The organism is Prosthecobacter fluviatilis, assembly GCF_042655725.1.
Taxonomy (GTDB): Bacteria; Verrucomicrobiota; Verrucomicrobiia; order Verrucomicrobiales; family Verrucomicrobiaceae; genus Prosthecobacter; species Prosthecobacter fluviatilis.
Genome location: NZ_JBHSMQ010000001.1, coordinates 1,182,706 through 1,206,809 on the forward strand (window position 1 = coordinate 1,182,706; position 24,104 = coordinate 1,206,809).

A 24,104-nucleotide genomic window follows, 5' to 3' on the forward strand; every position below is an offset into this window, starting at 1 on the left:
TCCACCCCACCCCATCTCATCTCATGTCTGCACCTGCTCCAGCCGCCCGTCGTGTGAACGTTCGCACCCCGGAGGTCATGGAGCGCGTGCAGGCCGAGGTGGAGACCCACTACCGCAGTCACATCGTCGAGCAGATTCGCGCCAAAGGCAGCGTCGTCCAGATCGGAAACACCACCATCCGCCTCGCCCGTGACTTCGGCTTCTGCTACGGTGTCGAGCGCGCCATCGACCTCGCCTACGCCGCCCGCAAAGTCTTCGCCGACCGCCGCGTCTTCCTCCTCGGAGAGATCATCCACAATCAGGAGGTCAACCGCCAGCTCACGGAAATGGGCGTCGTCAGCATCCCCAATGCCGAGCATGAGGCCACCGTCGCCACCCTGACGCCGGAGGACGTCGTCATCGTCCCCGCCTTCGGTGCCGAAACCCGCCTCATGAAGCTCATCGCCGCCCGCGGCTGCATGGTCGTGGACACCACCTGTGGCGACGTCATGAGCGTCTGGAAGCGCGTCCGCCAGTACGCCAAAACCGGCTACACCTCCATCATTCACGGCAAGGCCAGCCACGAGGAAACACGCGCCACCTCCTCCCGCGCCATGGGAGACGACGGCATGGGCAACTACCTCGTCGTCCTCACCCTCTCAGACGTTGACTACGTCTGCGACTACATCCGCAACGGCGGTGACAAAGAGGCCTTCCTGAAGCGCTTTCCCGCCGGCGCTCATTCCGACGGTTTCGATCCCGATCTCCACCTCACCCGCATCGGCGTCGCCAATCAGACCACCATGCTCAAGTCAGAGACCGAGGAAGTCCAGCGCCGCCTCCGCCAGGCCGTGCTCGACCGCCATGGCCCCGAGGCTGGCGTCACTAATTTTCAGGTCTTCGACACCATCTGCGGCGCCACCCAGGAGCGTCAGGACTCCCTCTTCGGTCTGCTCAAGCAGCCTCTCGATGTCTTGCTCGTCGTCGGCGGCTACAACAGCTCCAACACCACCCACCTCGTCGAAATCGGCGAGCAGCGGCTCCCCACCTTCTTCATCCGCACCGCCGACTGCCTCAAATCCCTCGAGCAGATCGTCCACTTTGACCTTCATCTCAAAGCAGAAAAGGAAAGCTACTCCGACAAGCTCGCCGGAGACGGCCCCGTCACCGTCGGCATCACCGCCGGTGCCTCCTGCCCCAACAATCTCATCGAGGACACCGTCCTCCGTGTCTTTGGTCTGCGCGGAATCGACGAGGCCGCCGTCCGCGCCGCATTGAACTGACATGCAGGAAACACCGACCATCGAAACCCGCGAAGAAGTCATGTTCTTCGACACCGACTGCGGCGGCGTCGTCCACAACATCGCCTACCTCCGCATGATCGAGACCGCCCGCACCCGACTCGCCGGCCTCATGGGCATGAAGCTCCGGGAGATGGCCCACACCCATCTTTTCCCCGTCGTCGTCCGCACTGAGATCGACTACAAAAAGCCCGCCAAGCTCGGCGATGAGCTCATCATCCACGGCCGCCTCGAAACCGTCGAGCGCGTCCGCTTCTGGTGCTCCTTTGAAATGCGCCGTGCCGAAGACCACGCCCTCCTCATCACCTGCCGCCAGTCCCTTGCCCTCGTCCAGATGCCCGAAGGCCGCCCCGTCCGCCTCCCCGAAGACTGGAAAGTCAAATACGCCCACCTCGCCAAAGAAAAGTAGCGCAGTTGCGCCGCAAATCGCATCTCCGTGAAATGAGCTGCCAGCCCATCCGTCGGCGAGCGTGCGGCAAAAAAACACCGGCATGCGAATCTATTCGTAGTCGGGCGCTTGGGCGAAGGAAGCTGCATGGCGCAGGAAACCGCTGTGCTCTAAATCTGCCAGTCTACTGGCTGTGAAGGCACCCAATCCACTGTTTCACAAAAAATGGGAATAAGGCATTCTCCACCCCTCCATGCCGGGCATTGATTGCAAACGTTTGTGATCACGCGTGCACTGCCAAAGAACTTTGACTACGTGCTGGGATTCGGTTCTGTGTCCGGATGAGCCTTTTCCCGTTTCGGCCGCGCCGCGCCGTGATCGCCAGCTTGGCACTTGCCCTGACATGCAGCCTGCACGCCGCCGAGCCAGCCCTGCCTGTGGAGGCGCAGCAGCGGCTGGAGTCGCTGAAGGCCGGCTATGAATCCTTTGTGCTCAAGAGCGTGACGATTCCTTATGAGGAGGGGATCAAGGCGCTGAATGCCCGGGTGAAGCCCGCGCTGGAGCGCGAGAGTGCAGCCGCCGCCAAGCGCAAGGACCTGGACGCTCTGGTGAGGATCAAGGCCGACATCGAGCGCACGGACCAGGGGCTGCTGCTCACCGATGCAGAGGCTCCGCCGCCGGAGTCCCTCAAGAACATCTACGCCGCCTACAAGATTGAGGCCGCCAAGCTCCGGTCCACACGAAAGCTTTCGCTGACAGACGCCCGCCAGCGCTACGACAAAGGGCTGGCGCAGGTGCAGGATGAGCTTACCACGGCGCAGAATGTGGACGGCGCGCTGCATGTGAAGCAGCTCCGCGAAAGCCTGGCAAATGCAGGCGATGATGTGGCTGCCACACGTGGCGCGGCAGCGGCGGCGCCCCTGGACGGCCCCTACACCAACAGCCTCGGCATGAAGTTCGTCCCGGTGCCGGGCACAACCGTCCTCATGTGCATCCACGAGACACGCCGGGGAGACTATGCCAGCTATGCGAGCGCCTCGGCAGATGCAGGCAGCTCGTGGAAAGCGGTTTCGTTTGAAAGTGTCTCCCTGAGCGCCGATGACAGCGAGCCGGTGACGATGGTGTCGTGGGACGAAGCAGTGGGCTTTTGCGACTGGCTTTCCAAGAAGGAGGGTCGCACGTATCGCCTGCCCACCGATGAGGAATGGAGCACCGCTGTGGGGCTGGCGGGCAAGGAGCCAAAAGCTGGCCCGCCTGCCGCCAAGGGCAAAGCCGCTGACAAAGTCTTCCCTTGGGGCGCGTCACTGCCACCGCCCAACGGCTCCGGAAACTACGCTGATGCGGCCTTCACGGCAAAATTTCCCAAGCACTTCTTCTTTCAGGGCAGCTCAGACGGCTTTGCCACGACGGCCCCTGTGATGACATTTCAGGCCAACAGCCAGGGCATCCATGACCTGGGCGGCAACGTCTGGGAGTGGTGCTCAGACTGGATCGACGATGCCAAGGAGCGCCGCGTGGCACGCGGTGGCTCCTGGTACGGCTATGAGGCGGATGATGCGCTCTCCGGCAATCGCGGAGGCATCCCGCCCGCCCAGCGCCGCCCGTACTACGGTTTTCGCTGCGTCCTGCAGTCCACAGACACCGCCGGAAAGCCTGATGCGGAGGACGCGCTGGTCGGCCGCTGGGTCTTCAAAGTGGGAGATTTCGCCATGGACAAAGAGCTCCTCAGCAACGGCAGCGTGATCTCAGGCAATATTCCGGGGAAATGGAAAGTCACCGGAAAGCTCCTGCGCATTGACTACTCCAACGGAGCCTGGGCGGAGTTTGACCTGCCCGCTAAAAACGGCCGCATGAAAGGCCGCAGCAACAAAAACGAGGATCTGACCGCCGAGAAAAAGTAGCTCTCTTTGGAACCCATCAATCGCATGACCGCCCCTTTTTTGTCCAACTTGCGTCCATGAAGACCGGACAATCTCCTCAGTCCCAACACCTCCCGCTTGAGGTGCAGCTCGTCGGTGTGAATGCCAAAACCGGCCTCTACCCTGCTGCGCGTTCCTGATCCGGCGGACGTAGGCGTATCCTTGGCAACGGGCCGCTGGAGCCCTACTGCTACCACGTCATGTCTCGCACCTGCGGCGGCGAAATCTGGTTCGATGATGTCGAAAAAGAAGCCCTCCGTCGCATCATCTGGCGCATGGCGGAGTTCTCCGGCATCAAGATCGTCACCTACTGCCTCATGGGCAATCACTTCCACCTCCTCGCCGAGGTGCTCCATCGCCCCACCTGGCTCCAGCGCTTCGATGGCCTACATGGCGAATACAAGCTCTTCGATCACCTCAGCATCCTCTACAGCAAAACCTACCTCAGCCTGCTACGCGATGAGCTGGCGGATTTCCGCTCGCGCGGCATGGCCGTACTGGCAGAGCAGAAGCTGGAGACGCTCAAAAAGTGCTTCTGCGATCTCTTCCTCTTCGTAAAGGAAATCAAAGAATGCTTCAGCCGCTGGTTCAACAAACGCCGCAGCCGTCGCGGCACCCTGTGGATGGACCGCTTCAAAAGCGTGCTCGTCGAAGGCAAAGACGAGCCGCTGCGCACCATGGCCACCTACATCAGCCTCAATCCCGTGCGTGCCGGTCTCGTCCAAGACCCGAAAGACTACCGCTGGTGCGGCTACGCCGAAGCCCTCGGCGGCAGCCGGCGTGCGCAGCGTGGCCTGTGCAAGGCTCAGGCCAAGCCAGTGGACGGCAGGCGCAGCGCGGGCGCTGCCGCAGCCTACCGCAGCCTGCTGCACGCGGAGGGGCGTGAGATCAAGGATGCGCAGAATGAAACAGTGGTGCAGCGCGGTGTGAGCGTGGAGTCTGCGCGTGCCGTGCTGGCGGAAAAAGGAAAGCTGAGCCCCGCGGAGCTAGTGCGCCTCCGGGTGCGTTACTTCACCGATGGCCTCGCACTGGGCAGCCGCGAGTTTGTGGAAAGCATCTTCGAATCCCAGCGCGAGCTTTTTGGCCCGAGGCGCAAAAACGGAGCGCGACGCCTCATCGAATCCAACGAACCCTTCTACACCCTGAGGCAACTGCGAGTCAGCGCAGTGGGGGGGAATTCTCACCCCTCCGGCTCTTACGCCGCAGGGCAGGGGAAGGCTTGTCATGCCATCAGAGAAGTAGACTGCAAATCGTGGAATCAGGCCAAGTCTAGAATCAGGGCCGGCATGCCCTCGTTGCACCCACCCTAGGCGCAGCCTTCTCCAGGCCGTTGCCACTTCGCCAGACTCCCATCGGCTGGATGGGAGTCCCAATTAGATTCGTTGCAGGCATTCCTGCCCGCATCACTCTCACCGCCCGCTCACCCCGGCAGGCTTCTTCGGCTTCTTCTCGGCCTTCGGCTTCGCTTCACGCGGCGGGAACTCCCAGCCCATGATGCGTTTTTCACCCGGCGTGCAAATCAGGAAGGTGCTGAAGGGGCGTCCCCGCTTGGAGATCATGCCCGTGATGAGCGAGGTCTTGCCGTTCTCAAAGAACTCACGCGCATTCTCTGGCGTGATGTCCTTCTGGCACAGCTTCTTGGGCAGTCGCGCGTTGCACTTGCTCGTCTCCGTGGCGTTGATCTTGCACTGGTACGCGTCAGACGTTTCGTAAATCTTCTCACCCTTGCGGCCTTTCTTCGCGCACACCGGGCAGTCCGTGATCACCGGGCACTCATCCCAGTTGATGCTGTCAGGATCGCTGCCGTCACCAAACACAAAGGCCACCTTCATGTCATCCTTGATCTGCAGCGCAGCGCTGAATTCCTTGCCCTTCTTGCTGCGGAAGCCCTCCAGCGGCCCCACAAATCGCTGCTCGATCAGCGTGCGAATCTCCTCATCGCTCAGCGTACGGCTGGCCACTGTCTTGAAGACGCGCACCTTGCACTTCGGATTTTTGCAGCCGTAAAATTCCTCCGTCTGCTTGTAGCCTTCCTTGCTGCCGCACACGCCGCAGGTGGCCTTGAATTCAGGAAACACCTTGTCCTTCGCCGCCTTCGAGTACGCCTTCGTCTTTTCCACCACCTGCTTCGTCAGGTGCCGGATGTCTCGCATGAAGCTTTCGCGGTCCAGCTCCCGGTGCTCCATCTGCCGCAGCTTGTATTCCCACTGGCCCGTCATCTCAGGCGAACTCAGCGCATCAATGCCGATCGCGCTGATCTGCTCGATGAGCGCCAGCCCCTTGGCCGTCACGTGGAAATCACGCTGCACACGTTCGATATACCGGTCCATGATCAGGCCTTCGATGATCGCCGCGCGCGTCGCAGGCGTGCCCAGTCCGCGCTCGCTCATCGCCTCTGCCAGCTCTTCATCTTCCACCAGCTTGCCGGCGCCTTCCATCATCGAAAGAATCGTCGCTTCCGTGTAGCGGGGCGGCGGCTTCGTCTGGTGCTCGTTCACCTCCACATCCAGAGTCTCCGCCTTGTCTCCCGTATTGGCGGCCACCAGCAGCTTGGCCGCGTCTTCGCCGCCTTCGGCAGCTTCTTCCGCAGCCTTCTTGCCATACACCGCCAGCCAGCCTGGCTCCTTCAGCACCTTGCCATTGCTCTGGAAGGCATCCTGGCCCACGCGCGTGATGCGCGTCGTCACTTCAAACTCGGCTGCAGGGAAAAACACCGCCACAAATCGCCGCGCCACCATGTCAAAGAGCTTCTGCTCCGCCTCCGGCAGCTCCTTCGGCGGGATCTGACCCGTCGGGATGATGGCAAAGTGATCGCTGACCTTGCTGCTGTCGAAAATGCGCTTGTTCGGCCGCACCCATTTGTTGTCCAGCGCCGTGGCCGCATGCGTGCCCAGCTCATGCGGCAGCGCGTCCTGCTTGCGGCTGTCATGGCTCGCAAACGTTTTGAGCGTGTCCGTCACCGTGCCGAGATAATCCTCCGGCAGATGACGTGAATCAGTACGCGGATAGGTCAGCACCTTGAACTTCTCATAAAGCGCCTGCGCGATTTGCAGCGTGCGCCGCGCGGAGAATCCAAAGCGGTTGCTCGCCTCACGCTGCAGGCTCGTCAGATCGTAGAGCAGGGGAGGCGCCTGCCGCGTCGGCTTGGTCACCTGCTCGATGACACCTGGCTTGCCCTTGCAGCGGTCTGCAATGGCCTGCGCCGTGCCCTCGTCCCACAGGCGTTCCGCCTTCTTGTGCTCGTCGTTCTCGTCCTTCTTGAAGCTCTCGTCGATCCATCGCCCCGCATACTGCCCGGCCTTCACTTCAAACAGCGCGATCGCCTCGAAATACGTGCGCGGCACAAACGCCGCGATGTCCCGCTCCCGCTGCGCCAGCACCGAAAGCGTCGGCGTCTGCACACGGCCCACCGGCGTCAGGCGAAAGCCCCCGTGCCGTGAATTCAGCGCCGTCAGCGCACGAGTGCCATTGATGCCCACCAGCCAGTCGCTCTCGCTTCGGCACTTCGCCGCGTCCGCCAGCGGCAGCATCTGCTCGTTCGTCCTCAGATGCTTGTACGCGTCCAGGATCGCACCCTGCGTCATCGACTGCATCCACAGCCGCTGCACCGGCTTCTTGCAGCCGCTCGCGTCCATGATGTAGCGAAAGATCAGCTCCCCCTCGCGCCCGGCGTCGCACGCATTGATCACCGTGTCGATGTCCTTGCGCTTCAGCAGCTTCGTCAGCAGCTTGTACCGGTCCGCGCTGCTCTCGATCGGATTCAGCTCAAACTGCTCCGGCATGATCGGCAGGCTTGTGAATCCCCACCCGATCTTCTTCCCGTCCACCATCGGCATCCCCAGTTCCAGCAGATGACCCACCGCAGAAGAAATCACATGCGTGTCATTCTCATACCAGTCCTTTTCTTTCACGAAGGGCTTCATGCCGGGGGCTTTGGCAAGTGCGCGGGCAAGGTCCGCTGCGACACTGGGCTTTTCGGCAATGATCAGGGCTTTGGGCATGTGCGTATGAACAGGTTGTATCGGTAAAAGGGCCTACTTAGGGCATGCTTTCACCCCGAATGTCAAGGTGCGCGCACTTTAGACCCCAAAAGGCTTACGCCGTTCAGCAGGCTTTAGACTGCCTTTCATGCCGCCGCCACCCATCCCCTCCATCCTCGTTTTCATCTCAAAAAAGCCCGGCCACCCGGCCGTGCCTCCTTCATTTTTCCCTCAGTTTACTGGACTGCCGCAGCCTTGCCCGTCGCATCCGCCAAGTACGTCAGCGAGGCAGAGCGGTGCTTCGCAGCCTGCTCCTTCATGCCCAGCTGGTCGCATACTTCTGCCGGTCTGCTGCCCCCGTCGTCAGCTCCTCGCAGTCCCCCAGAAAACCCATGATCAGGTCCTGGCTCTCCGGGCTGATCTGGATGCCCTGATCCAGCAGTTTCAGCGCCTCATCAAACTTCCTCTGCAGGCTAAGGCTCATCGCGATTGAAAACCTCACCTCCGGCCCGATCGCCGTGGCACTCTTCGCCATCTCGCGCAGTGCCGTCTCCATTTGCTTGGCAGATGCCACCGCCGCATCCTCCTGGCCGGAAAATTGCAGCGCCGTCGCCTTCATCAGCATCAGGTCAGGGCGCTTTTTCAGCTCCATCTTGTTCAGGTGCGTCAGCACCGCCTGCCACTGCCTCTGTCCTACCGCAAAGCGTGCCGCCAGCTCCTGCGCGTCCTGGCTCGTCGGGTCGCTCTGCAGCGCACGGTTGATGTGGTCATTCGCCGCCTGCACATCCGGCAGCCCGGTGTCTTTTCTTCTGGGTGGCGTGGGGTGCCCGAGGGAGCGGGGCTTTGTGCATGGGCACCTGGCTGAGGGGCTGGCATGCTACTTTAGAGTGACGCCTCCCAGGCAGGCTGCGGGTTGCCTGCCTGGGTGCGTGAAGGGCGTGCCTGGTGGCCGCCTCGGCTATGCGGCTGCTTCCTGGGGCAGGGGCTTGCCGATGCTGTAAACCTTGAAGCCGATCTGGCGGAGCTTTGCGTGGTCGAGCAGGCTGCGGCCGTCGAAAATCCAGGCGGGTTTGACCATGGAGTCGTAGATGGCTTCAAAGTCGAGGGTGCGGAACTCATCCCACTCGGTGAGCACGAGGAGTGCGTGGGCGCCGGCTGCGGCCTGGGCGGCGCTGGTGGCGAACTCGACATTGGGGCTGCCGCTTTCGATTTCGAGGTCTTTGCAGATCTGTGCGGAGCCGACCTTGGGGTCGTAGATGGAGAGACTGGCGCGCTCTTCGAGGAGGTCCTTGCAGACGTAGATGGCGGCGGATTCGCGGGTATCGTTGGTGTCCTTTTTGAAGGCGAAGCCGAGGACGCCGATGCGCTTGCCGGTGACGGTGTTGAAGAGGGTGCGGAGGACGCGTTCGGCGAAGCGGTGCTTCTGCCAGTCGTTCATGAGGATGACCTGGTCCCAGTAAGCGGCGACTTCAGGCAGGCCGAAGTGGCCGCAGAGATAGACGAGATTGAGCACGTCCTTCTGGAAGCAGGAGCCGCCGAAGCCGACAGAGGACTTGAGGAACTTGGGGCCGATGCGTGAGTCGGTGCCGATGGCGCGTGCGACTTCATCGACGTCTGCACCGGTCTTTTCGCAGAGGGCGGAGATGCTGTTGATGGAGGAGATGCGCTGCGCGAGGAAGGCGTTGGCGACGAGCTTGGAGAGCTCGGAGGACCAGAGGTTGGTGGTGAGGATGCGCTCACGGGGAACCCAGTTGGCATAGACGCTGACGAGGGTTTCGATGGCAGCGAGGCCGCCGAGGGTCTGCTCTCCGCCGATGAGGATGCGGTCCGGGCTGGTGAGGTCTGCGACGGCGGTGCCTTCGGCGAGGAACTCGGGGTTGGAGAGCACCTGGTGCTGCAGGCCTTTTTCGCTGGAGGCGAGGATGGTCTTGATGGCTTCTGCGGTGCGGACGGGGATGGTGCTTTTTTCGACGATGATCTTGGGGGCGTCTGCGACTTCGGCGATGGTGCGGGCGACGGCTTCAACGAAGCGGAGGTCGGCGGCCTTGTGGGCACCGACACCGAAGGTTTTGGTGGGGGTGTTGACGCTGACGAAGATGATGTCTGCGTCCCGGATGGCGGCTTTGACTTCGGTGGAGAAGAAGAGGTTTTTGCCACGTGAGCCCTGGACGAGATCATCGAGGCCGGGCTCATAGACGGGGAGGTCTGCGGAGTTCCAGGCGGCGATGCGCTCGGCATTGAGGTCCACGACATCGACGCGGATGTGAGGACATTTGGCGGCGATCATCGCCATGGTGGGGCCACCGACATAACCGGCGCCGATGCAGCAGATTCTCATAAGGGGATTGGAGGGGGGTAAATTAGTTGAGGGTGAGTTTTTTGAGAGGTGCTTTCATGGGGCGGGGCTGCTTGGCCGCCGGGCCTGCCAGAAGCTGGGCAAAGTAAGCAATGGTGCGGTCAAGACCTTCAGACAACGGGATTTTAGGCTCCCAGCCGAGGCGTTGCTTGGCGAGGGAGATGTCCGGCTGGCGCTGCTTGGGATCGTCTGCAGGGAGGGGGCGGAATACGATCTTGGACTTGCCGCCGACTTTCTGGAGGACGAGCTCTGCGAGCTCGAGCATGGTGAACTCCCCGGGGTTGCCGATGTTGACGGGGCCGGTGAAGTCGTCTGTTTCCATGAACTTGATGAAGCCGCTGATCAGATCATCGACATAGCAGAAGCTGCGGGTCTGCTGGCCGTCGCCGTAGATGGTGATGTCGTTGCCTTTGAGGGCCTGGACGATGAAGTTGGAGACGACGCGGCCATCGTCCGGGAGCATGCGGGGGCCGTAGGTGTTGAAGATGCGGACGACGCGGATGTCCACGCCGTTCTGGCGGTGGTAGTCGAAGAAAAGGGTCTCGGCGACGCGCTTGCCCTCATCATAGCAGGAGCGGGGGCCGATGGTGTTGACGTGGCCCCAGTAGCTTTCGGGCTGGGGGTGGACTTCGGGGTCGCCGTAGATTTCGGAGGTGGAGGCCTGGAAGACGCGGGCCTGGAGGCGGCGGGCGAGGCCGAGGACATTGATGGCGCCCAAGACGGAGGTCTTGATGGTCTTGATGGCGTTGTATTGGTAGTGGGGAGGGGAGGCGGGGCAGGCGAGGTTGTAGATCTGGTCCACCTCGACGCGGATGGGGTCTGTGATGTCGTGACGGATGAACTCAAAGTTGGGGTGATCGAGCAGGTGGGCGATGTTTTGCTTGCGCCCGGTGAAGAGGTTGTCTGCGCAGATGATTTCGTTTTCCTGCTCCAGCAGGCGTTCGCAGAGGTGAGAGCCGAGGAAACCGGCGCCGCCAGTGATGAGAATGCGTTTTTTCATGGGTTCGTGCTGGTGTGTGAAGTTTGAAAGGCGAAAAATGAGCAGGGAGCTATGGGAGAGGCCGAGGAGGCGGAATATGCATGATCGACCTTGGAGATACCAGAGTCAAAAGACAGCTTCATAATCAATGCGGGCATGCTGTAACGAGGGGGAGGTAATTTGATCATGCTACCGCCATTGGTTGAGACGCTGCTCCATCTTCCCTGTTTCTGAACTGCCATAAGCATCCGTTCCTGTTAGAAGAACTCCACTTTTTGACGGTTCAGATGTCGGTAAGGTGTGTCTTGGTTTACTTAAGCTCTCTGAATCTTGACCGGGGCATGGATGGGGAGAGACCGTGGGATCTTTACGTTTCCGATCATTCTCCGCAGACTTGCGCTTGCCACTGTGGCGCTGTGCCTCTGCGTGCTGCCGTGGGCGAATGTGAAGCTGCCGGTGGGCACGTATTTCCTGATCCCCTGGCTGGCGGGCAAGGCGTTTGCGTGCTGGCTGGTGGCGAGGGTGTGGGAAGGGCGGGGGCCGCGCGCACATGAGGTGGCGGTGTGGTGGCTGGTGTTTCTGAGCGGCGCCTACGGGTGTGTGATGACATGCTTTCCGAGGACGATGGCGGACCGTGCGACGGGGCCGATTTTGGAGCTGGAGGAGAAGTGGTGGCTGGCGTTTGGGACGATGGACAGGGAGGCCTAATGGCAGGCGCTGCTGTACATTTCAGCCGGGCTGATGAGGAAGCTGAGCATCGATGAGATGCCGCAGTTCCTGAACGTGCTGCTGGGAAACATGTCCGTGGTGGGCCCACGCCCGCACATGGCGGAGCATGACGTACTGTTTGCGATGGAGTGCAGCCAGTATGCGCTGCGCCACACGGTGAAGCCGGGGGGAAGGGGCTGGCCCAGGTGCGCGGACATCGCGGCCCGGTGGATGATGCCAGCGAGATCAAGCACCGCGTGACCTCGGACATCGAGTACTGCCAGAACTGGTCTTTCTCCCTGGATCTGGCGATCATCGCCCGGACCTTCCTGCATGTGTTCTCCTTCCACGCCAAGTCCTGCTGAGGGCTGGCGGCGGAAGGGTGGTGTGGAGAGCTGCTTGCTCGCGGTAGAAAGCTGTGTCTGGTGGTATGATCATGCCGATGTCCACTCCTGCTTCTCTCCTGCTGCCGAACGATGATAGCTGAAACGCGCCGGCCTGAGTACACGGCCCGAGTCATTGAATGGCATGCGGACAAGGGGTTTGGCTGGGTGCAATTTAACGACAAGCGGCTGTTTCTGCATCGGCGTGATTTTGCCAGGTGGTGCCACACGCCGAGGGCGGGGGAGGAGATCCGCTTCAACTGGGGGCTGGATGCGCAACAGCGCCCGTGTGCGCAGAATGCGGTGCAGGTGCGTGAGGTGGCGAATCTGAGCCTGTGGAGGCTGCTTGTTCTGGCTGCGCTGCTGGTGCTGCCTGCGTATGCCTGGCTGCAGACGGCCTGGGAGATCTGGATGCTGGCGGCCTATGTCTGCGCCATGTCAGTGATCACCTATGCGGCGTACCGGAGCGACAAGCGCAAGGCGCGCCTGGATGCATGGCGCACGCCGGAGTGGTGTCTGCATCTGCTGGAGCTTGCGGGCGGCTGGCCGGGGGCGTGGGTGGCGCAGGGCCGGCTGCGGCACAAATGCTCGAAGGGTTTCTATCAGTTCGAGTTCTGGCTGATCATCTGCTTCCACCAATGCGTGGCGTTCGATTCGCTTCAGCACTGGAAGTATTCCCAGATGCTGAAGCGGGAGCTTTTCGAGGACCACCGGACGGAGCGCGGGCGGTACAAGCTGCGATGAACTGGATCAGGACACCTTCAGGCCGAGGTAGGCCTTCGCATTGGCGTAGCAGATGTTTTTGACCATGGAGCCGACGAGGGCGTCGTCATTGGGGATGAGGCCGGACTCAATGTCGGTGCCGAGGAGGTTGCAGAGGGTGCGGCGGAAGTACTCGTGGCGGGGGAAGCTCATGAAGCTGCGGCTGTCGGTGAGCATGCCGATGAAGCGGCTGAGGAGTCCGAGATTGCTGAGGGCATTGATCTGCCACTCCATGCCTTCCTTCTGGTCCACGAACCACCAGCCGGAGCCGAACTGGACTTTGCCGGGGGTGGTGCCATCAGCAAAATTTCCGGCCATGGTGCCGAAGACGTAGTTGGCGTTGGGGTTGACGTTGTAGAGGACGGTCTTGGGCAGGGCGTTTTCCGTGTCGAGGCGATCGAGGAAGCGGGAGAGGGTTTCCGCCTGGGGCCAGTCGCCGATGCTGTCGCAGCCGACGTCTGCGCCGATCTCGCGGGCGAGGCGGCTGTTGTTGTTGCGGACGGGGCCGAGGTGGAGCTGCATGGTCCAGCCGCGTGCGGCATTGAGGCGGCCGACATGGAGCATGATGTTGCTGGCGAACTGATCCTGCTCCTGGGCGCTGGCGGCGGTGCCGGAGCGGGCCTTTTGGAAGATGCGCTCAGCTTCGGCATCGCTGACAAAATTGGCATGGCAGTAGTTCAGGCCGTGGTCACTGAGGCGGCCGCCGACGCTGTGGAAGAAGTCGTGGCGCTGCTTGAGGGCATCGAGCAGGGAGGCGTAGCTTTTCACCTCGATGCCGCTGGCGGCGCTGAGCTTGTCGCACCAGGCGTTCCAGGCATCGGGAAGGTGGACGGCAAGGGCTTTGTCCGGGCGGAAGGTGGGATAGACGCCGACTTCAAAGCCGTCGGCGGCGCACTTCTGGTGGTGGGCGAGGTCGTCGATGGGGTCGTCGGTGGTGCAGAGGGCTTTGACCTTTTGCGTGCGGAGGATGCCGCGGGCGCTCATTTCGGGTTTGGCGAGGGCGGCCTCGGTCTGCTCCCAGATGGCGGGGGCGGTCTTTTCATCGAGGAGGGTGTCGATGCCGAAGTAGCGCTTCAGTTCGAGGTGGGTCCAGTGGTAGAGGGGATTGCGGAGGGTGTGGGGGACGGTTTTGGCCCAAGCGAGGAATTTGTCGCGCGGGGAGGCCTTGCCGGTGATGAACTCCTCGGGGACGCCGTTGCAGCGCATGGCGCGCCACTTGTAGTGGTCGCCCTCAAGCCAGATTTCGAAGAGATTTTTGAACTGGCGGTTTTCCGCGATGTCCTTCGGGGGAAGGTGATTGTGGTAGTCCAGGATGGGCTCGTCCTTGGCAAAGGTGTGGTAGAGGCGGCTGGCGGACTTGGTGGACAGCAGAAAATCGTCGTGGATGAAGGACATTGATGTTGGTCGGTTGGAGTGGATGCCCTAAACTGGCAGGATGATTTTAACGCGCAACTGGTTCGCTCTGCTGCCCGCCATCCTTCTTTGCGCGTGCAGCACGGTGAAATTTTACACGCAGGCGATCGGCGGGCAGACGGAGATCTGGCGCAAGGCGAGGCCGAATGAGCAGGTGCTGGCGGACCCGACGGTGGCGGAAAAGGTGAAGCAGCGGCTGCGGCTGATCGAGGAGCTGCGGACCTTTGCGGCGAGCGACCTGCGGCTGCCGACGAAGAGCTTCGGGAAGTACTGCGACCTGAAGCGGCCGTATGTGGTGTGGGTGGTGTATGCGGCGCCGGAGTTTTCCGCCGAGGGCAAGACGTGGTGGTATCCGCTGGTAGGGGGGCTGAAGTACCGGGGCTTTTTCACGGAAAGGGATGCCAAGCAGGAGGCGGACAAGCTGAAGGAGAAGGGGTATGATGTGTTTGTGGGCGGGGTGGAGGCCTACTCGACGCTGGGCTATCTGGCGGACCCGGTGCTGAACACTTTCCTGCACCGCAGCGATGCGGAGCTGGCGGAGCTCATTTTCCATGAGCTGACACATGCGAAGGTTTTCGTGCCCGGGGACACGGACTTCAACGAGGCCTTTGCCACGGCGAACGCGGAGGATGGAGTGAGGCGCTGGCTGCGGGCGAAGGGGAATGTGCGGGGGCTGCGGGCGTATGAGCAGAGCCTGAACAAGAGCCGGGAGGTGGTGAGGCTGATGCTAAGCACGCGCGAGAGGCTAAAGAAGGTGTATGCCGCGACCCACGCGAGCGTGGAGGCGGAGCGGCTGGCGAAGAGCCGGGTGTTTGACGGCATGCTGAAGGAGGCGGCGGACATCGGCCCGTATGTGAAACTCCACATCCACCATGCGCCTGAGACGTGGAACAATGCGCGCCTGAACACGGTGGCCACCTATTACACGATGGTGCCGGGGTTTGAGCGGCTGCTGAAGGAAAAAAGCGGCGACTTGGAGGCGTTTCACCGTGAAGTGGCTGCGATGCGAAAGCTGAACAATGAGCAGCGCATGAAAATTCTCGGAACCACCCCCAGCCATGACTGACCGCCTCCACTCCCGCCTTGCTGTTCTTTTTCTTCTTCTGCTGAGCTGCAGCCGCGCTGACGCCCTGGACATGTCGAGCTGGACGGAGCCGTTTCCGCCGCACCAGATCGCGGGAAACTTGTACTATGTGGGGTCGCGCGATCTGGCTTCGTACCTGATTACGACGCCGGAGGGGCACATCCTGATCAACAGCAGCCTGGAGGAGTCCGTGCCGCTGATCCGCGCGAGCGTGGAGAAGCTGGGGTTTAAGTTTGAGGACATTCGTATTCTGCTGATCAGCCATGCGCACTCGGATCATTGTGCAGGCAGTGCGGAGATCGTGAAGCAGACGGGGGCGAAGTATTATGTGATGGAGCAGGACGCGGACGCGGTGGAAGGCGGCGGTGCGAAGAAGCCGCGGATCGGGAAAGGGGATTACACGCAGTTCCCGCCTGCCAGGGTGGACCGTCGGCTGAAGGATGGCGAGGCGGTGAAGCTGGGCGGCTCCGTGCTGGTGGCCCGGCTGACAGCGGGACACACGCCGGGCTGCACGACGTGGACGATGGAGGTGGAGGAGAGGGGCAAAAAGCTGAATGCGGTAATCATCGGCAGTCCGAATGTGAACCCTGGCTATGTGCTGGTGGGGAACAAGAGCTACCCGGGCATCGCGACGGATTATGAGAACACTTTCAAGGTGCTGAAGGCGTTGCCGGTGGACCTGTTTCTAGGAGCCCATGGCGGTTACTACGGCATGGAGGCGAAATATGAGCGGCTGGGCAAGGGGGAGGGGAATCCGTTTGTCGATCCTGCGGGGTACATGCGCTATGTGGAGGACCGGGAGGGGGCGTTTCGGAAGGAGCTGGAGAAGCAGCAGAAGGCGGGGAAGTGACGGGGGTGCCGGTGAGTGCATTTGCAATGCGGGCTTGTGCATTCACGGCCTAATCTGGCATACTGCACGCGCGTTTCACCTTCACTTGCCTTCTCTGCGCCTGCGTCATGTCACGATTTTTTGTTTCTGCATTCGGTCTCTGCCTTTTCATGGGAGGGCTTGGCGCCGCTCCGCTGCCGCCGGTGACTCCGTTTCTGGAGCAGCACTGCACGGAGTGCCATGATGGGGAGGTGAAGAAAGGGGGGCTGGATCTGACGGGGCTGGCGTTTAAGCCGGAGGAGCGGAAGAATTTTGATGCGTGGGTGAAGGTCTATGACCGGGTGAGCCAGGGGGAGATGCCGCCGGTGAAGAAGCCCCGGCCGGAACCGGGGGCTGCGAAGTCTTTTTTAGCGGCACTGAAGACGCCGCTGCATGACTACGAAACGGCGCAGCAGAAGGAGAACGGACGCACGGTGCTGCGCAGGCTGAACCGCACGGAGTATGAGAACACGGTGCATGACCTGCTGGGCATCTCGCTGCCGCTGAAGCACATCCTGCCGGAGGACACGCCGCTGCATGGCTTTGACACGGTGGCGGAGGGGCTGAGGTTTTCACAGCTGCAGATCGAGAAGTACCTGGAGGCAGCAGATGCGGCGCTGGATGCGGCGATCGTGCTGACGAAGAAACCGGTGGGGATCAACCAGCGGTACAGCTACAAGAACGAGCCGGGGATCCGCAAGAACCTGGACACGCCGCCGGGGACGCTGAGCGACAAGACGAACCCAAAGAGCGGGCACCGGGTGATGTTCCGTGAGAATGAGAAGGAGGTGATCATGTTCACCACGGGGGACTACCTGGTGGGGCTGAAGCAGTGCCGCCTGCCGGGGCCGGGGATGTACCGCATCAGGCTCTCCGGCAATGCGGTGCAAAGCGATGGCGAGCCGCTGACGCTGATGATTTACAGCAACAACTACAAGAACAAGCGCCTGCTGAGCTACTGCGAGCTGCCGGCGGACAAGCCGCGTGAGTTTGAGTTTACGACGCGGCTGGATGGGAGCGAGCACATCGTGATCAACTGCGACCGTGTGGGGCGGGACAAGAAGGGGCAGAACATTTACAATGTGGGGGCGGCGGAGTTTCAGGGGACTGGGCTGGCGATGCAGTGGATCGAGGTGGAGGGGCCGCTGTCTGCCGAATGGCCGCCTGCGAGCCTGAAGAAGGCGCTGGGGGAGGTGCCGCTGACTGAGCTGGGCGAGAAGCAGAAGAAGTTTCGTGATGGCAAGCAGCTCGGCTATGAACTCGCGCCCACGGATGTGAAGCTGGCGGTGAAAAGCGGTCTGACGAGCTTTGCGGCGCGTGCTTTCAGGAGACCGTTGGAGCAGGACGAGGCGGTGCCGTACATCGCGCTGGCGCAGCAGTCGCTGGACGCAGGAGGGAGCTTTGAAGGGGCGATGCGCGTGGGCTTGCGCGCCATCCTGACCTCACCGGCTTTCCTTCTTTTGGAGGAGCATCCGGGCAGGCTCAGTGACCGCGCGCTGGCTGCGAGGCTGGCGTATTTTCTCACGAGCTCGATGCCGGATGAGGAGCTGATCAAAGTGGCGGGCGAGGGGAGGCTGACCCAGCCTGAGGTGCTGAAGGCGCAGACGGAGCGGCTGCTGAAGAGCCCGAGGGCGGCGGCGTTTGTGACGAACTTTGTGGGCCAGTGGCTGGAGCTGAAGAACATTGACGCGACGACGCCTGACACAAAGCTGTACCCTGAATACGACATGCTGCTGAAGCTGGGCATGGTGACGGAGACGGAGGCTTTTTTCAGCGAGATGCTGAAGAGCAACCTGCCGGTGACGAACTTCATCCAGAGCGACTTTGTGATGGTGAACCGGCGCATGGCGGAGCACTACGAGATGCCGGGAGTTGCCGGAGAGGAATTTCGACGGGTGGTGCTGCCGGCCGACAGCCCGCGAGGCGGGGTGCTGACGCAGGCGGGGGTGCTGAAGGTGACGGCGAACGGGACTGTGACGTCTCCGGTGGTGCGGGGCGCGTGGGTGATGAAGCACCTGCTGGGGCAACCGCCGCCGCCGCCACCGGCGAGTGTGGGAGCCATCGAGCCAGACACGCGCGGGACGACGACGATCCGCGAGCAACTGGCGAAGCACCGGGACAGCGAGTCGTGTGCGTCCTGCCACAAGAGCATCGACCCGCCGGGGTTTGCGCTGGAGAGCTTTGACGTGATCGGCGGGTATCGTGAAAACTACCGCTCGAATGAGAAAGGCGCGAATGTGAAGCGCAAGCTGAACGGGCAGAACATCTGGCAGTACAAGGAGGGGCTGCCGGTGGATGCGAGCGGGGAACTGGCCGACGGGCGGAAGTTTCAGGACATCCGGGAGTTTAAGAAACTGCTGCTGGATGAGAAGGCGCAGGTGATGCGCGCGCTGGCCGGAAACCTCGTGACCTACGGCACGGGGGCGGGCATTCAGTTTGCGGATCGCGATGCCATTGAAGCAATTGCGAAATTGGCCGAGGCCGAAGGGGCGGGGCTGCGCACGCTGGTGCATGCAGTGGTGCAGTCGCCGCTGTTTTTGAGCAAGTAAAACAGACACTTCAAACCGAATCCATTCCATGATCACACGCCCTGCTCTTTCCCGCCGCGCTTTTCTGCAAGGCTCCGGTGTCTCGCTGACGCTGCCGTTTCTGGAGGCGATGATGCCGCGGCTTTCCAGTGCTGCGGCTGCCACGCCGCCGAAGCGCATGGTGTTTGCGTGTGCGTCTCTGGGAATTTATGGGCCGTCTTTGTTTCCGAAGGAGACAGGGCGTGGCTACACGCTGACGCCGTACCTTGAGACGCTGAAGGATCACCGGGAGGAGTTCACAGTGCTTTCCGGGGTGTGCCATCCGGACCAGGCGGGGGCGGACGGGCATACGTCTGAAATGACGTGGCTGACCTCAGCACGCGGGCCGGGGCTGGGCGGATTTCGCAACACGGTGTCGATCGACCAGTTCGTGGCGGAGAAGATCGGGCATGAGACGCGGTACCCCTCCCTGGCGCTGAGCACGGCGGGGCAGGGAAGCCAGAGCTACACGCGCAGCGGGGTGATGGTGCAGGCGCAGTCGAAGCCTTCGCAGGTTTTTGCAAAGCTGTTTCTGGACGGCACGCCGGGGGAGATCCAGAACCAGATGCGAAAGCTGAAGGAGGGACGCAGCATCATGGACACCGTGATGGCGGAGGCGAAGCGATTTGAGAAACGTGTGGGCGCGGCGGACAGGGAGAAGCTGGACGAGTACTACACCTCTGTGCGGGAGATGGAGGAGCGCATGCTGAAGTCTGAGGCGTGGGTGCAGAAGCCGAAGCCGAAGGTGGATGCGAAGCCGCCGACGGATGTGGAGAACGAGGCGGACCTGATCGCGCGCATGCGGCTGCTGTTTGACCTGATCCCGCTGGCGCTGCAGACGGACAGCACGCGGGCGATCACGGTGCTGGTGCAGGGGCGCGGAGATGTGCCACTGATCAACGGGGTGACGATGGCGCACCACAACCTTTCGCATCACGGGCAGGATCCGCTCAAAATTGAGCAGCTTCAGCGGATCGAGCGCGCGGAGTTTGAGGCGTTCAACGGGCTCCTAACCTCGCTCAAGGCAAAGAAGGAGAGCAACGGCACGCTGCTGGACAACACGATGGTGCTGTTTGGCAGCAACCTGGGGAATGCTAACAGCCATGACTGGCACAACCTGCCGCTGGTGTTTGCAGGCGGTGGCTTTAAGCACGGGCAGCACCTGGCCTTTGATGCCAAGAACAATCAGCCGATGTGCAATCTGTTTGTGCAGATGCTGCAGCGCATGGGGATCGAGACGGATGAGTTTGGATCCAGCTCGGGGACGAGTTTGCCGGGGCTGGTGGTGTGAAAGTTGGTCAGTTGCGCCGCAACTGGCCAACTTGGCTACTCCTCCACGGCATCAAAGACGTCTGGGATGGGGGCATGCTGGGCCACCCAGGCGAGGGCCTCTTCTTTGGTGGTGAGGGTGCCTTCGAGCTGGAGGGTCTGGAGGGTGGTGAGGAGGCGGCCGAGGGCTTTGCCGGCGTGCCAGCCTTGGGCGATGAGGTCGGCGCCGGTGATGATGCGCGGGGGGAGCATGGGCTCGCTGGCGAGTTCTTCGCGCTTGGCGAGGAGGAACTCGTAGTTGTCCAGCCAGCCGTTGGAGCCGAGGCAGTCCACACGGTGGAGGGCGAGCTCGTCGTCGAAAGATGGGCGGGCCATGAAGCGGCGCAGCTTGGCGGTGCGCATCTTTTTGACGTCTTTGAAGACCATGTGGTTTTCCACGGCGACGACGGTGGGTTCGATGATGTCGTTGGGGAATTTCATGCGGCGCATGATCTCGCCGGTCTTTTCCGCGCCGAGCTTGTCGTGGCCGTTGAACCGAATGCGGCCGGTGTCGGCGTCGCGCGTTTGCGTGGCCGGTTTGGAGATGTCGTGCAGGAGCACGCTCATGACGAGGGGGAGAGAGACCTTCTCGGGAAGAAGGCTGAGCATGAGGCGGGTGTGGATGAAGACATCGCCCTCGGGATGAAACTGGGGTGGCTGCTCGCAGCCCTGGAGGGCGAGGATCTCGGGGAGGAACTGCTCCATGAGGCCGCTGTTGACGAGAAGATCGAAACCACGCACGCGATTGGGGTGGAGCATAATTTTGACGAACTCCTCGCGGATGCGCTCGATGCTGACGTGTTTGATTTTGGCTGCAAGGCCGCAGACGGATTCCCAGGTGGCGTGCTCGATGTCGAAGCCGAGCACGGTGGCGAAGCGCACGGCGCGGAGCATGCGGAGGTGGTCTTCTTCGAAGCGGTCTTTGGCGACGCCGATGGCGCGGAGGAGGCCCATGCGGAGGTCTGCCTGGCCGCCGACGTAGTCGATGACTTCGTTTTTGATGGGATCGAAGAAGAGGCCGTTGATGGTGAAGTCGCGGCGCTGGGCATCGAGCTCCGGCGTGGAGTAGGTGACGCTATCCGGGCGGCGGCCGTCGCTGTAGCTGCCGTCGCTGCGGAAGGTGGCGACCTCAATGTGGTGGTGATCGAGGCGGACGATGACGACGCCGAAGTGGGCACCCACGGTCTGGGCACCGGGGAAGAGGGCGACGACCTGCTCGGGCGTGGCGCTGGTGGCGACGTCGAAGTCTTTGGCTTCGCGGCCGAGAAGCATGTCGCGCACGCAGCCGCCGGCGAGGAGGGCGGTGTGGCCGGCGTGGGTGAGCTTTTGAATGACTTTGATGGCGGTGCTGCGCATCCTGTCATGCTCGTTGTGCAAGGGGCAAAGTTCAATGTTCATTCTGCTTTCCGCTGTTCAAACGGGCAAGTGGCGTTACAGTCACGACCCCTATTATGGACCCGCTCATCGAACTACTGCACAATAACTCCAATCGCTCCCATCAAGAGATGGCCGCAGCCTTGGGCCTCACGGAATCCGAAGTCGCTTCACGGATCGCCGCCGCCGAGGCCGATGGCACGATCCTGGGTTACAGCGCCGTGGTGGACCGTCTGAAGGCGGGGCAGCGTGGTGTGACGGCTTTGATCGAGGTGCGCATCCAGCCCGAACGTGATGGCGGCTTTGACCGTCTGGCACGGCGCATTTCGAAGTTTGACCAGGTGCGTGAGTGCTTCCTGATGAGCGGCGGGTATGACCTGGCCGTGATCGTGGAGGGCAAGGACCTGCTCGACGTGGCAACTTTTGTGGCCGAGAAGCTCAGCACCCTGGGTGGTGTGCTTTCCACGGCGACGCGCTTTCAGCTGAAGGCGTACAAAGAGGGCGGGTTTCTCGCGAATTCCGGTGGTGACGAAGAGCGCCTGCCGGTGAGTCCATGATTAAATGAGGAACCTGAGGTCATGGATTACGACAACAAGATTTCAACCATCATTCGCGATCTGCCGCGCTCCGGCATCCGCGATTTCTTTGAGCTGGTCATCGGCCGCAGCGATGTGATTTCGCTGGGCGTGGGCGAGCCGGACAAACCGACGCCGTGGCCGATCCGCGAGGCGGTGATCCGTTCGCTCGAAAAGGGGCAGACGAGCTACACCTCCAATCTGGGACTGGAAGCGCTGCGCGTGGGCATCAGCGAATACGTGACGAAGCACTTCCGCACCACGTATGATCCGAAGACGGAGATTCTGGTGACAGTGGGTGTGTCTGAGGCGCTGGACATCGCCTTCCGTGCGGTGCTGAATCCGGGAGACGAGGTGATCTATCATGAGCCCTGCTACGTGTCCTACAGCCCGAGCATCAAGATGGCCTACGGTGTGCCGGTGGTGGTGCAGACGCGCGAGGAGAATGAGTTTGCGCTGATGGCGGAGGATGTGGAGAAGGCGATCACGCCGAAGACGAAGGTCATCGCGCTGAACTTCCCGACGAATCCGACGGGCGGCATCATGCCGGAGGCTGAGCTGGCGAAGATCGCCGCGCTGGCGGTGAAGCATGATCTGTTTGTGTTTACGGACGAGATTTACAGCGAGCTGCTGTATGACGGCCGGAAGCACAAAAGCATCGTGGAATTTCCAGGCATGCGCGAGCGCACGGTGCTGCTGCACGGCTTCAGCAAGGCCTTTGCCATGACCGGCTGGCGCCTGGGCTATGCGTGCGCGCCTGCGCCGCTGCGCGAGGCGATGATGAAGATCCACCAGTACTGCATGCTGTGTGCTCCAATCATGAGCCAGATGGCGGGCATCGAGGCGCTGAAGATGGGCGAGACGGCGTATGAGGACATGCGGCAGAGCTACGAGCAGCGCCGCAACCTTATCGTGAGCCGCCTGAACGGGATGGGGCTGCACTGCTTCAATCCGGGCGGGGCGTTTTATGTGTTCCCGGAGATCCGCAGCACGGGGCTGACGAGCAAAGAATTCGCCATTCAACTGCTGGAGAAGAAGAGCGTGGCCGTGGTGCCGGGCAGTGCCTTCTCCAGTGCGGGCGAGGGCTTTGTGCGCTGCTGCTACGCGACTGCTCCGGAGCTCATCGCGAAGGCGATGGATTTGATGGAGGAGTTTGTGAACGAGGTGCGGGGGAAGAAGTGAGATTCACGCCAGGCGGGAATGCGTTCACATGCGTTCCCGCCTGGTGATTTTTTTCGTGGGCGGTGTGCGGGCGCTTTCGTCGATGCGGACTTCGTCGGGGGTGAGGTTGACGCTGAGCTGGGAGGGGTTGGTCTCTTTGCGGCGGCGGTGGGCTTCCTGGATGACGGCACCGGGCACTTCGGCGCGGAGGGCGTGCCAGCCTTGATGGACGAGGCGCGTGTCCTCGGTGCGGTCATAGGCTTCAAAGGCTTTGAGCGCGGGAAGGTAGAGGGCGATCTTGCCAAGGTTCACATTGACCATGCTGGAGTCGCATTTGCCGACGAGGGGGCAGACGAGGACGGCGCAGCCGAGCTCGATGGCGCGTGCGGAGGCGCAGCGGGTGACGCGCTCGCTGCCGTAGAGGGTCTCGGTGGCGCTGGGGACGAGGAGGAGGTCGATGTTGAGCCCGCGCAGGCGTGAGCTGAGTTCGGGCACCTCGATGTCGAGGCAGATCACGATAGCGACGCGGAGGCCGGACATCTCGAAGACGTAGAGCTCGCGGCCAGCCCTGAACTCGTGCTCCCATGGGGTGAGGAACAGCTTGTCCTGATGGAGGAGGCGGCCGTCGCTGAAGATGATGGCGCGATTGTAGAGATGCCTGCTGTCGGGATCGAGATAAGGGGCGGTGCCGAGGATGGCGTGCTTTCCTTTGCGTGAGAGGCGCTGCCTGAGCCGTGGCATGAGGTCCTGCCAGACAACTTTGGCGATGTCCTCCATGTCTGCGTCCTTGTTGGGGAGGAGAGGTTCCAGGGCAGCCCAGAGGTATTCGGGGAGGAGGACGATGTCGATACCTGAGTCCCAGGAGGTTTCGACGCGGTGAATGACTTCATCGGCAAAGGCGTCGATGGTTTTTCCGGCATCGCCGACGTCGAAGGTCCAGGCTTCGACTTTGACATTGGGCTTGCTGGGGGCAGTGTCTGGCATGGCTGTCAGCAACGA

Annotated in this window: 19 protein-coding genes and 1 pseudogene; 13 read left to right on the plus strand and 7 right to left on the minus strand. The window is 61.9% G+C overall.

Annotated features, from left to right (window positions below; all coding sequences use genetic code 11):
- Positions 1 to 23 precede the first annotated feature (23 nt).
- The 4 genes from ACFQDI_RS04655 (at position 24) to ACFQDI_RS04670 (ending at position 4,897) form a co-directional block, all read left to right on the plus strand.
- Entirely contained in the window at positions 24 to 1,262 is a 1,239-nt protein-coding gene (locus tag ACFQDI_RS04655; protein WP_377163912.1) for a 4-hydroxy-3-methylbut-2-enyl diphosphate reductase, read from the plus strand.
- Between the two features lies 1 nt (position 1,263).
- Complete coding sequence (locus tag ACFQDI_RS04660) at positions 1,264 to 1,689, plus strand: acyl-CoA thioesterase (RefSeq protein ID WP_377163914.1); 426 nt, start codon at positions 1,264 to 1,266, stop codon at positions 1,687 to 1,689.
- Between the two features lie 320 nt (positions 1,690 to 2,009).
- The gene (locus ACFQDI_RS04665; RefSeq protein WP_377163916.1) at positions 2,010 to 3,569 is read left to right on the plus strand and encodes a formylglycine-generating enzyme family protein; all 1,560 of its coding nucleotides are present in this window, start codon (positions 2,010 to 2,012) and stop codon (positions 3,567 to 3,569) included.
- Between the two features lie 218 nt (positions 3,570 to 3,787).
- Entirely contained in the window at positions 3,788 to 4,897 is a 1,110-nt protein-coding gene (locus ACFQDI_RS04670; protein WP_377163918.1) for a transposase, read from the plus strand.
- A 99-nt stretch (positions 4,898 to 4,996) separates the two neighbouring features.
- Here ACFQDI_RS04670 and ACFQDI_RS04675 read toward each other — a convergent pair whose 3' ends face one another.
- From ACFQDI_RS04675 to ACFQDI_RS04690, 4 genes are all read right to left on the minus strand, one after another.
- Complete coding sequence (locus tag ACFQDI_RS04675) at positions 4,997 to 7,588, minus strand: DNA topoisomerase III (RefSeq protein ID WP_377163920.1); 2,592 nt, start codon at positions 7,586 to 7,588, stop codon at positions 4,997 to 4,999.
- 295 nt (positions 7,589 to 7,883) lie between these two features.
- Positions 7,884 to 8,351 carry a tetratricopeptide repeat protein gene (locus tag ACFQDI_RS04680; RefSeq protein WP_377163922.1) on the minus strand — a complete coding sequence of 156 codons (468 nt, stop codon included), beginning with the start codon at positions 8,349 to 8,351 and terminating at the stop codon, positions 7,884 to 7,886.
- A gap of 174 nt (positions 8,352 to 8,525) precedes the next feature.
- On the minus strand, positions 8,526 to 9,905 hold the full coding sequence (locus tag ACFQDI_RS04685; protein WP_377163924.1) for a UDP-glucose 6-dehydrogenase: 1,380 nt from the start codon (positions 9,903 to 9,905) through the stop codon (positions 8,526 to 8,528).
- A gap of 22 nt (positions 9,906 to 9,927) precedes the next feature.
- On the minus strand, positions 9,928 to 10,923 hold the full coding sequence (locus tag ACFQDI_RS04690) for a UDP-glucuronic acid decarboxylase family protein (protein WP_377163926.1): 996 nt from the start codon (positions 10,921 to 10,923) through the stop codon (positions 9,928 to 9,930).
- A gap of 324 nt (positions 10,924 to 11,247) precedes the next feature.
- Between ACFQDI_RS04690 and ACFQDI_RS04695 the strand changes: the two genes are divergently transcribed.
- From ACFQDI_RS04695 to ACFQDI_RS04705, 3 genes and pseudogenes are all read left to right on the plus strand, one after another.
- Positions 11,248 to 11,610 carry a hypothetical protein gene (locus tag ACFQDI_RS04695; protein ID WP_377163930.1) on the plus strand — a complete coding sequence of 121 codons (363 nt, stop codon included), beginning with the start codon at positions 11,248 to 11,250 and terminating at the stop codon, positions 11,608 to 11,610.
- A gap of 90 nt (positions 11,611 to 11,700) precedes the next feature.
- A pseudogene (locus ACFQDI_RS04700) lies at positions 11,701 to 11,975 on the plus strand (sugar transferase).
- A 111-nt stretch (positions 11,976 to 12,086) separates the two neighbouring features.
- Entirely contained in the window at positions 12,087 to 12,737 is a 651-nt protein-coding gene (locus ACFQDI_RS04705) for a DUF1294 domain-containing protein (protein ID WP_377163932.1), read from the plus strand.
- Positions 12,738 to 12,743: 6 nt separating this feature from the next.
- Here ACFQDI_RS04705 and uxaC read toward each other — a convergent pair whose 3' ends face one another.
- Entirely contained in the window at positions 12,744 to 14,150 is a 1,407-nt protein-coding gene (uxaC, locus tag ACFQDI_RS04710; RefSeq protein WP_377163934.1) for a glucuronate isomerase, read from the minus strand.
- 40 nt (positions 14,151 to 14,190) lie between these two features.
- Between uxaC and ACFQDI_RS04715 the strand changes: the two genes are divergently transcribed.
- The 4 genes from ACFQDI_RS04715 (at position 14,191) to ACFQDI_RS04730 (ending at position 19,978) form a co-directional block, all read left to right on the plus strand.
- The gene (locus tag ACFQDI_RS04715) at positions 14,191 to 15,234 is read left to right on the plus strand and encodes an aminopeptidase (protein WP_377163936.1); all 1,044 of its coding nucleotides are present in this window, start codon (positions 14,191 to 14,193) and stop codon (positions 15,232 to 15,234) included.
- Between the two features lie 70 nt (positions 15,235 to 15,304).
- On the plus strand, positions 15,305 to 16,102 hold the full coding sequence (gene bla, locus ACFQDI_RS04720) for a subclass B3 metallo-beta-lactamase (protein WP_417715079.1): 798 nt from the start codon (positions 15,305 to 15,307) through the stop codon (positions 16,100 to 16,102).
- Positions 16,103 to 16,209: 107 nt separating this feature from the next.
- Complete coding sequence (locus ACFQDI_RS04725) at positions 16,210 to 18,669, plus strand: DUF1592 domain-containing protein (protein WP_377163940.1); 2,460 nt, start codon at positions 16,210 to 16,212, stop codon at positions 18,667 to 18,669.
- A 28-nt stretch (positions 18,670 to 18,697) separates the two neighbouring features.
- Complete coding sequence (locus ACFQDI_RS04730) at positions 18,698 to 19,978, plus strand: DUF1552 domain-containing protein (protein ID WP_377163942.1); 1,281 nt, start codon at positions 18,698 to 18,700, stop codon at positions 19,976 to 19,978.
- 35 nt (positions 19,979 to 20,013) lie between these two features.
- On the opposite strand, the gene ACFQDI_RS04735 is transcribed toward ACFQDI_RS04730, so the two are convergent.
- Positions 20,014 to 21,393 (minus strand): CCA tRNA nucleotidyltransferase, encoded by a 1,380-nt coding sequence (locus ACFQDI_RS04735; protein WP_377163944.1) that lies wholly within the window; start codon positions 21,391 to 21,393, stop codon positions 20,014 to 20,016.
- Positions 21,394 to 21,500: 107 nt separating this feature from the next.
- Here ACFQDI_RS04735 and ACFQDI_RS04740 point away from each other — a divergent pair, with 107 nt between their 5' ends.
- Entirely contained in the window at positions 21,501 to 21,926 is a 426-nt protein-coding gene (locus ACFQDI_RS04740; protein WP_377163946.1) for an Lrp/AsnC family transcriptional regulator, read from the plus strand.
- A gap of 21 nt (positions 21,927 to 21,947) precedes the next feature.
- Entirely contained in the window at positions 21,948 to 23,126 is a 1,179-nt protein-coding gene (locus ACFQDI_RS04745; RefSeq protein WP_377163948.1) for a pyridoxal phosphate-dependent aminotransferase, read from the plus strand.
- 24 nt (positions 23,127 to 23,150) lie between these two features.
- Here the strand turns inward: ACFQDI_RS04745 and ACFQDI_RS04750 are convergent, their stop codons facing one another.
- Positions 23,151 to 24,089: a nitrilase-related carbon-nitrogen hydrolase gene (locus ACFQDI_RS04750; protein ID WP_377163950.1), complete on the minus strand. Its 939-nt coding sequence runs from the start codon at positions 24,087 to 24,089 to the stop codon at positions 23,151 to 23,153.
- Between the last annotated feature and the right edge of the window lie 15 nt (positions 24,090 to 24,104).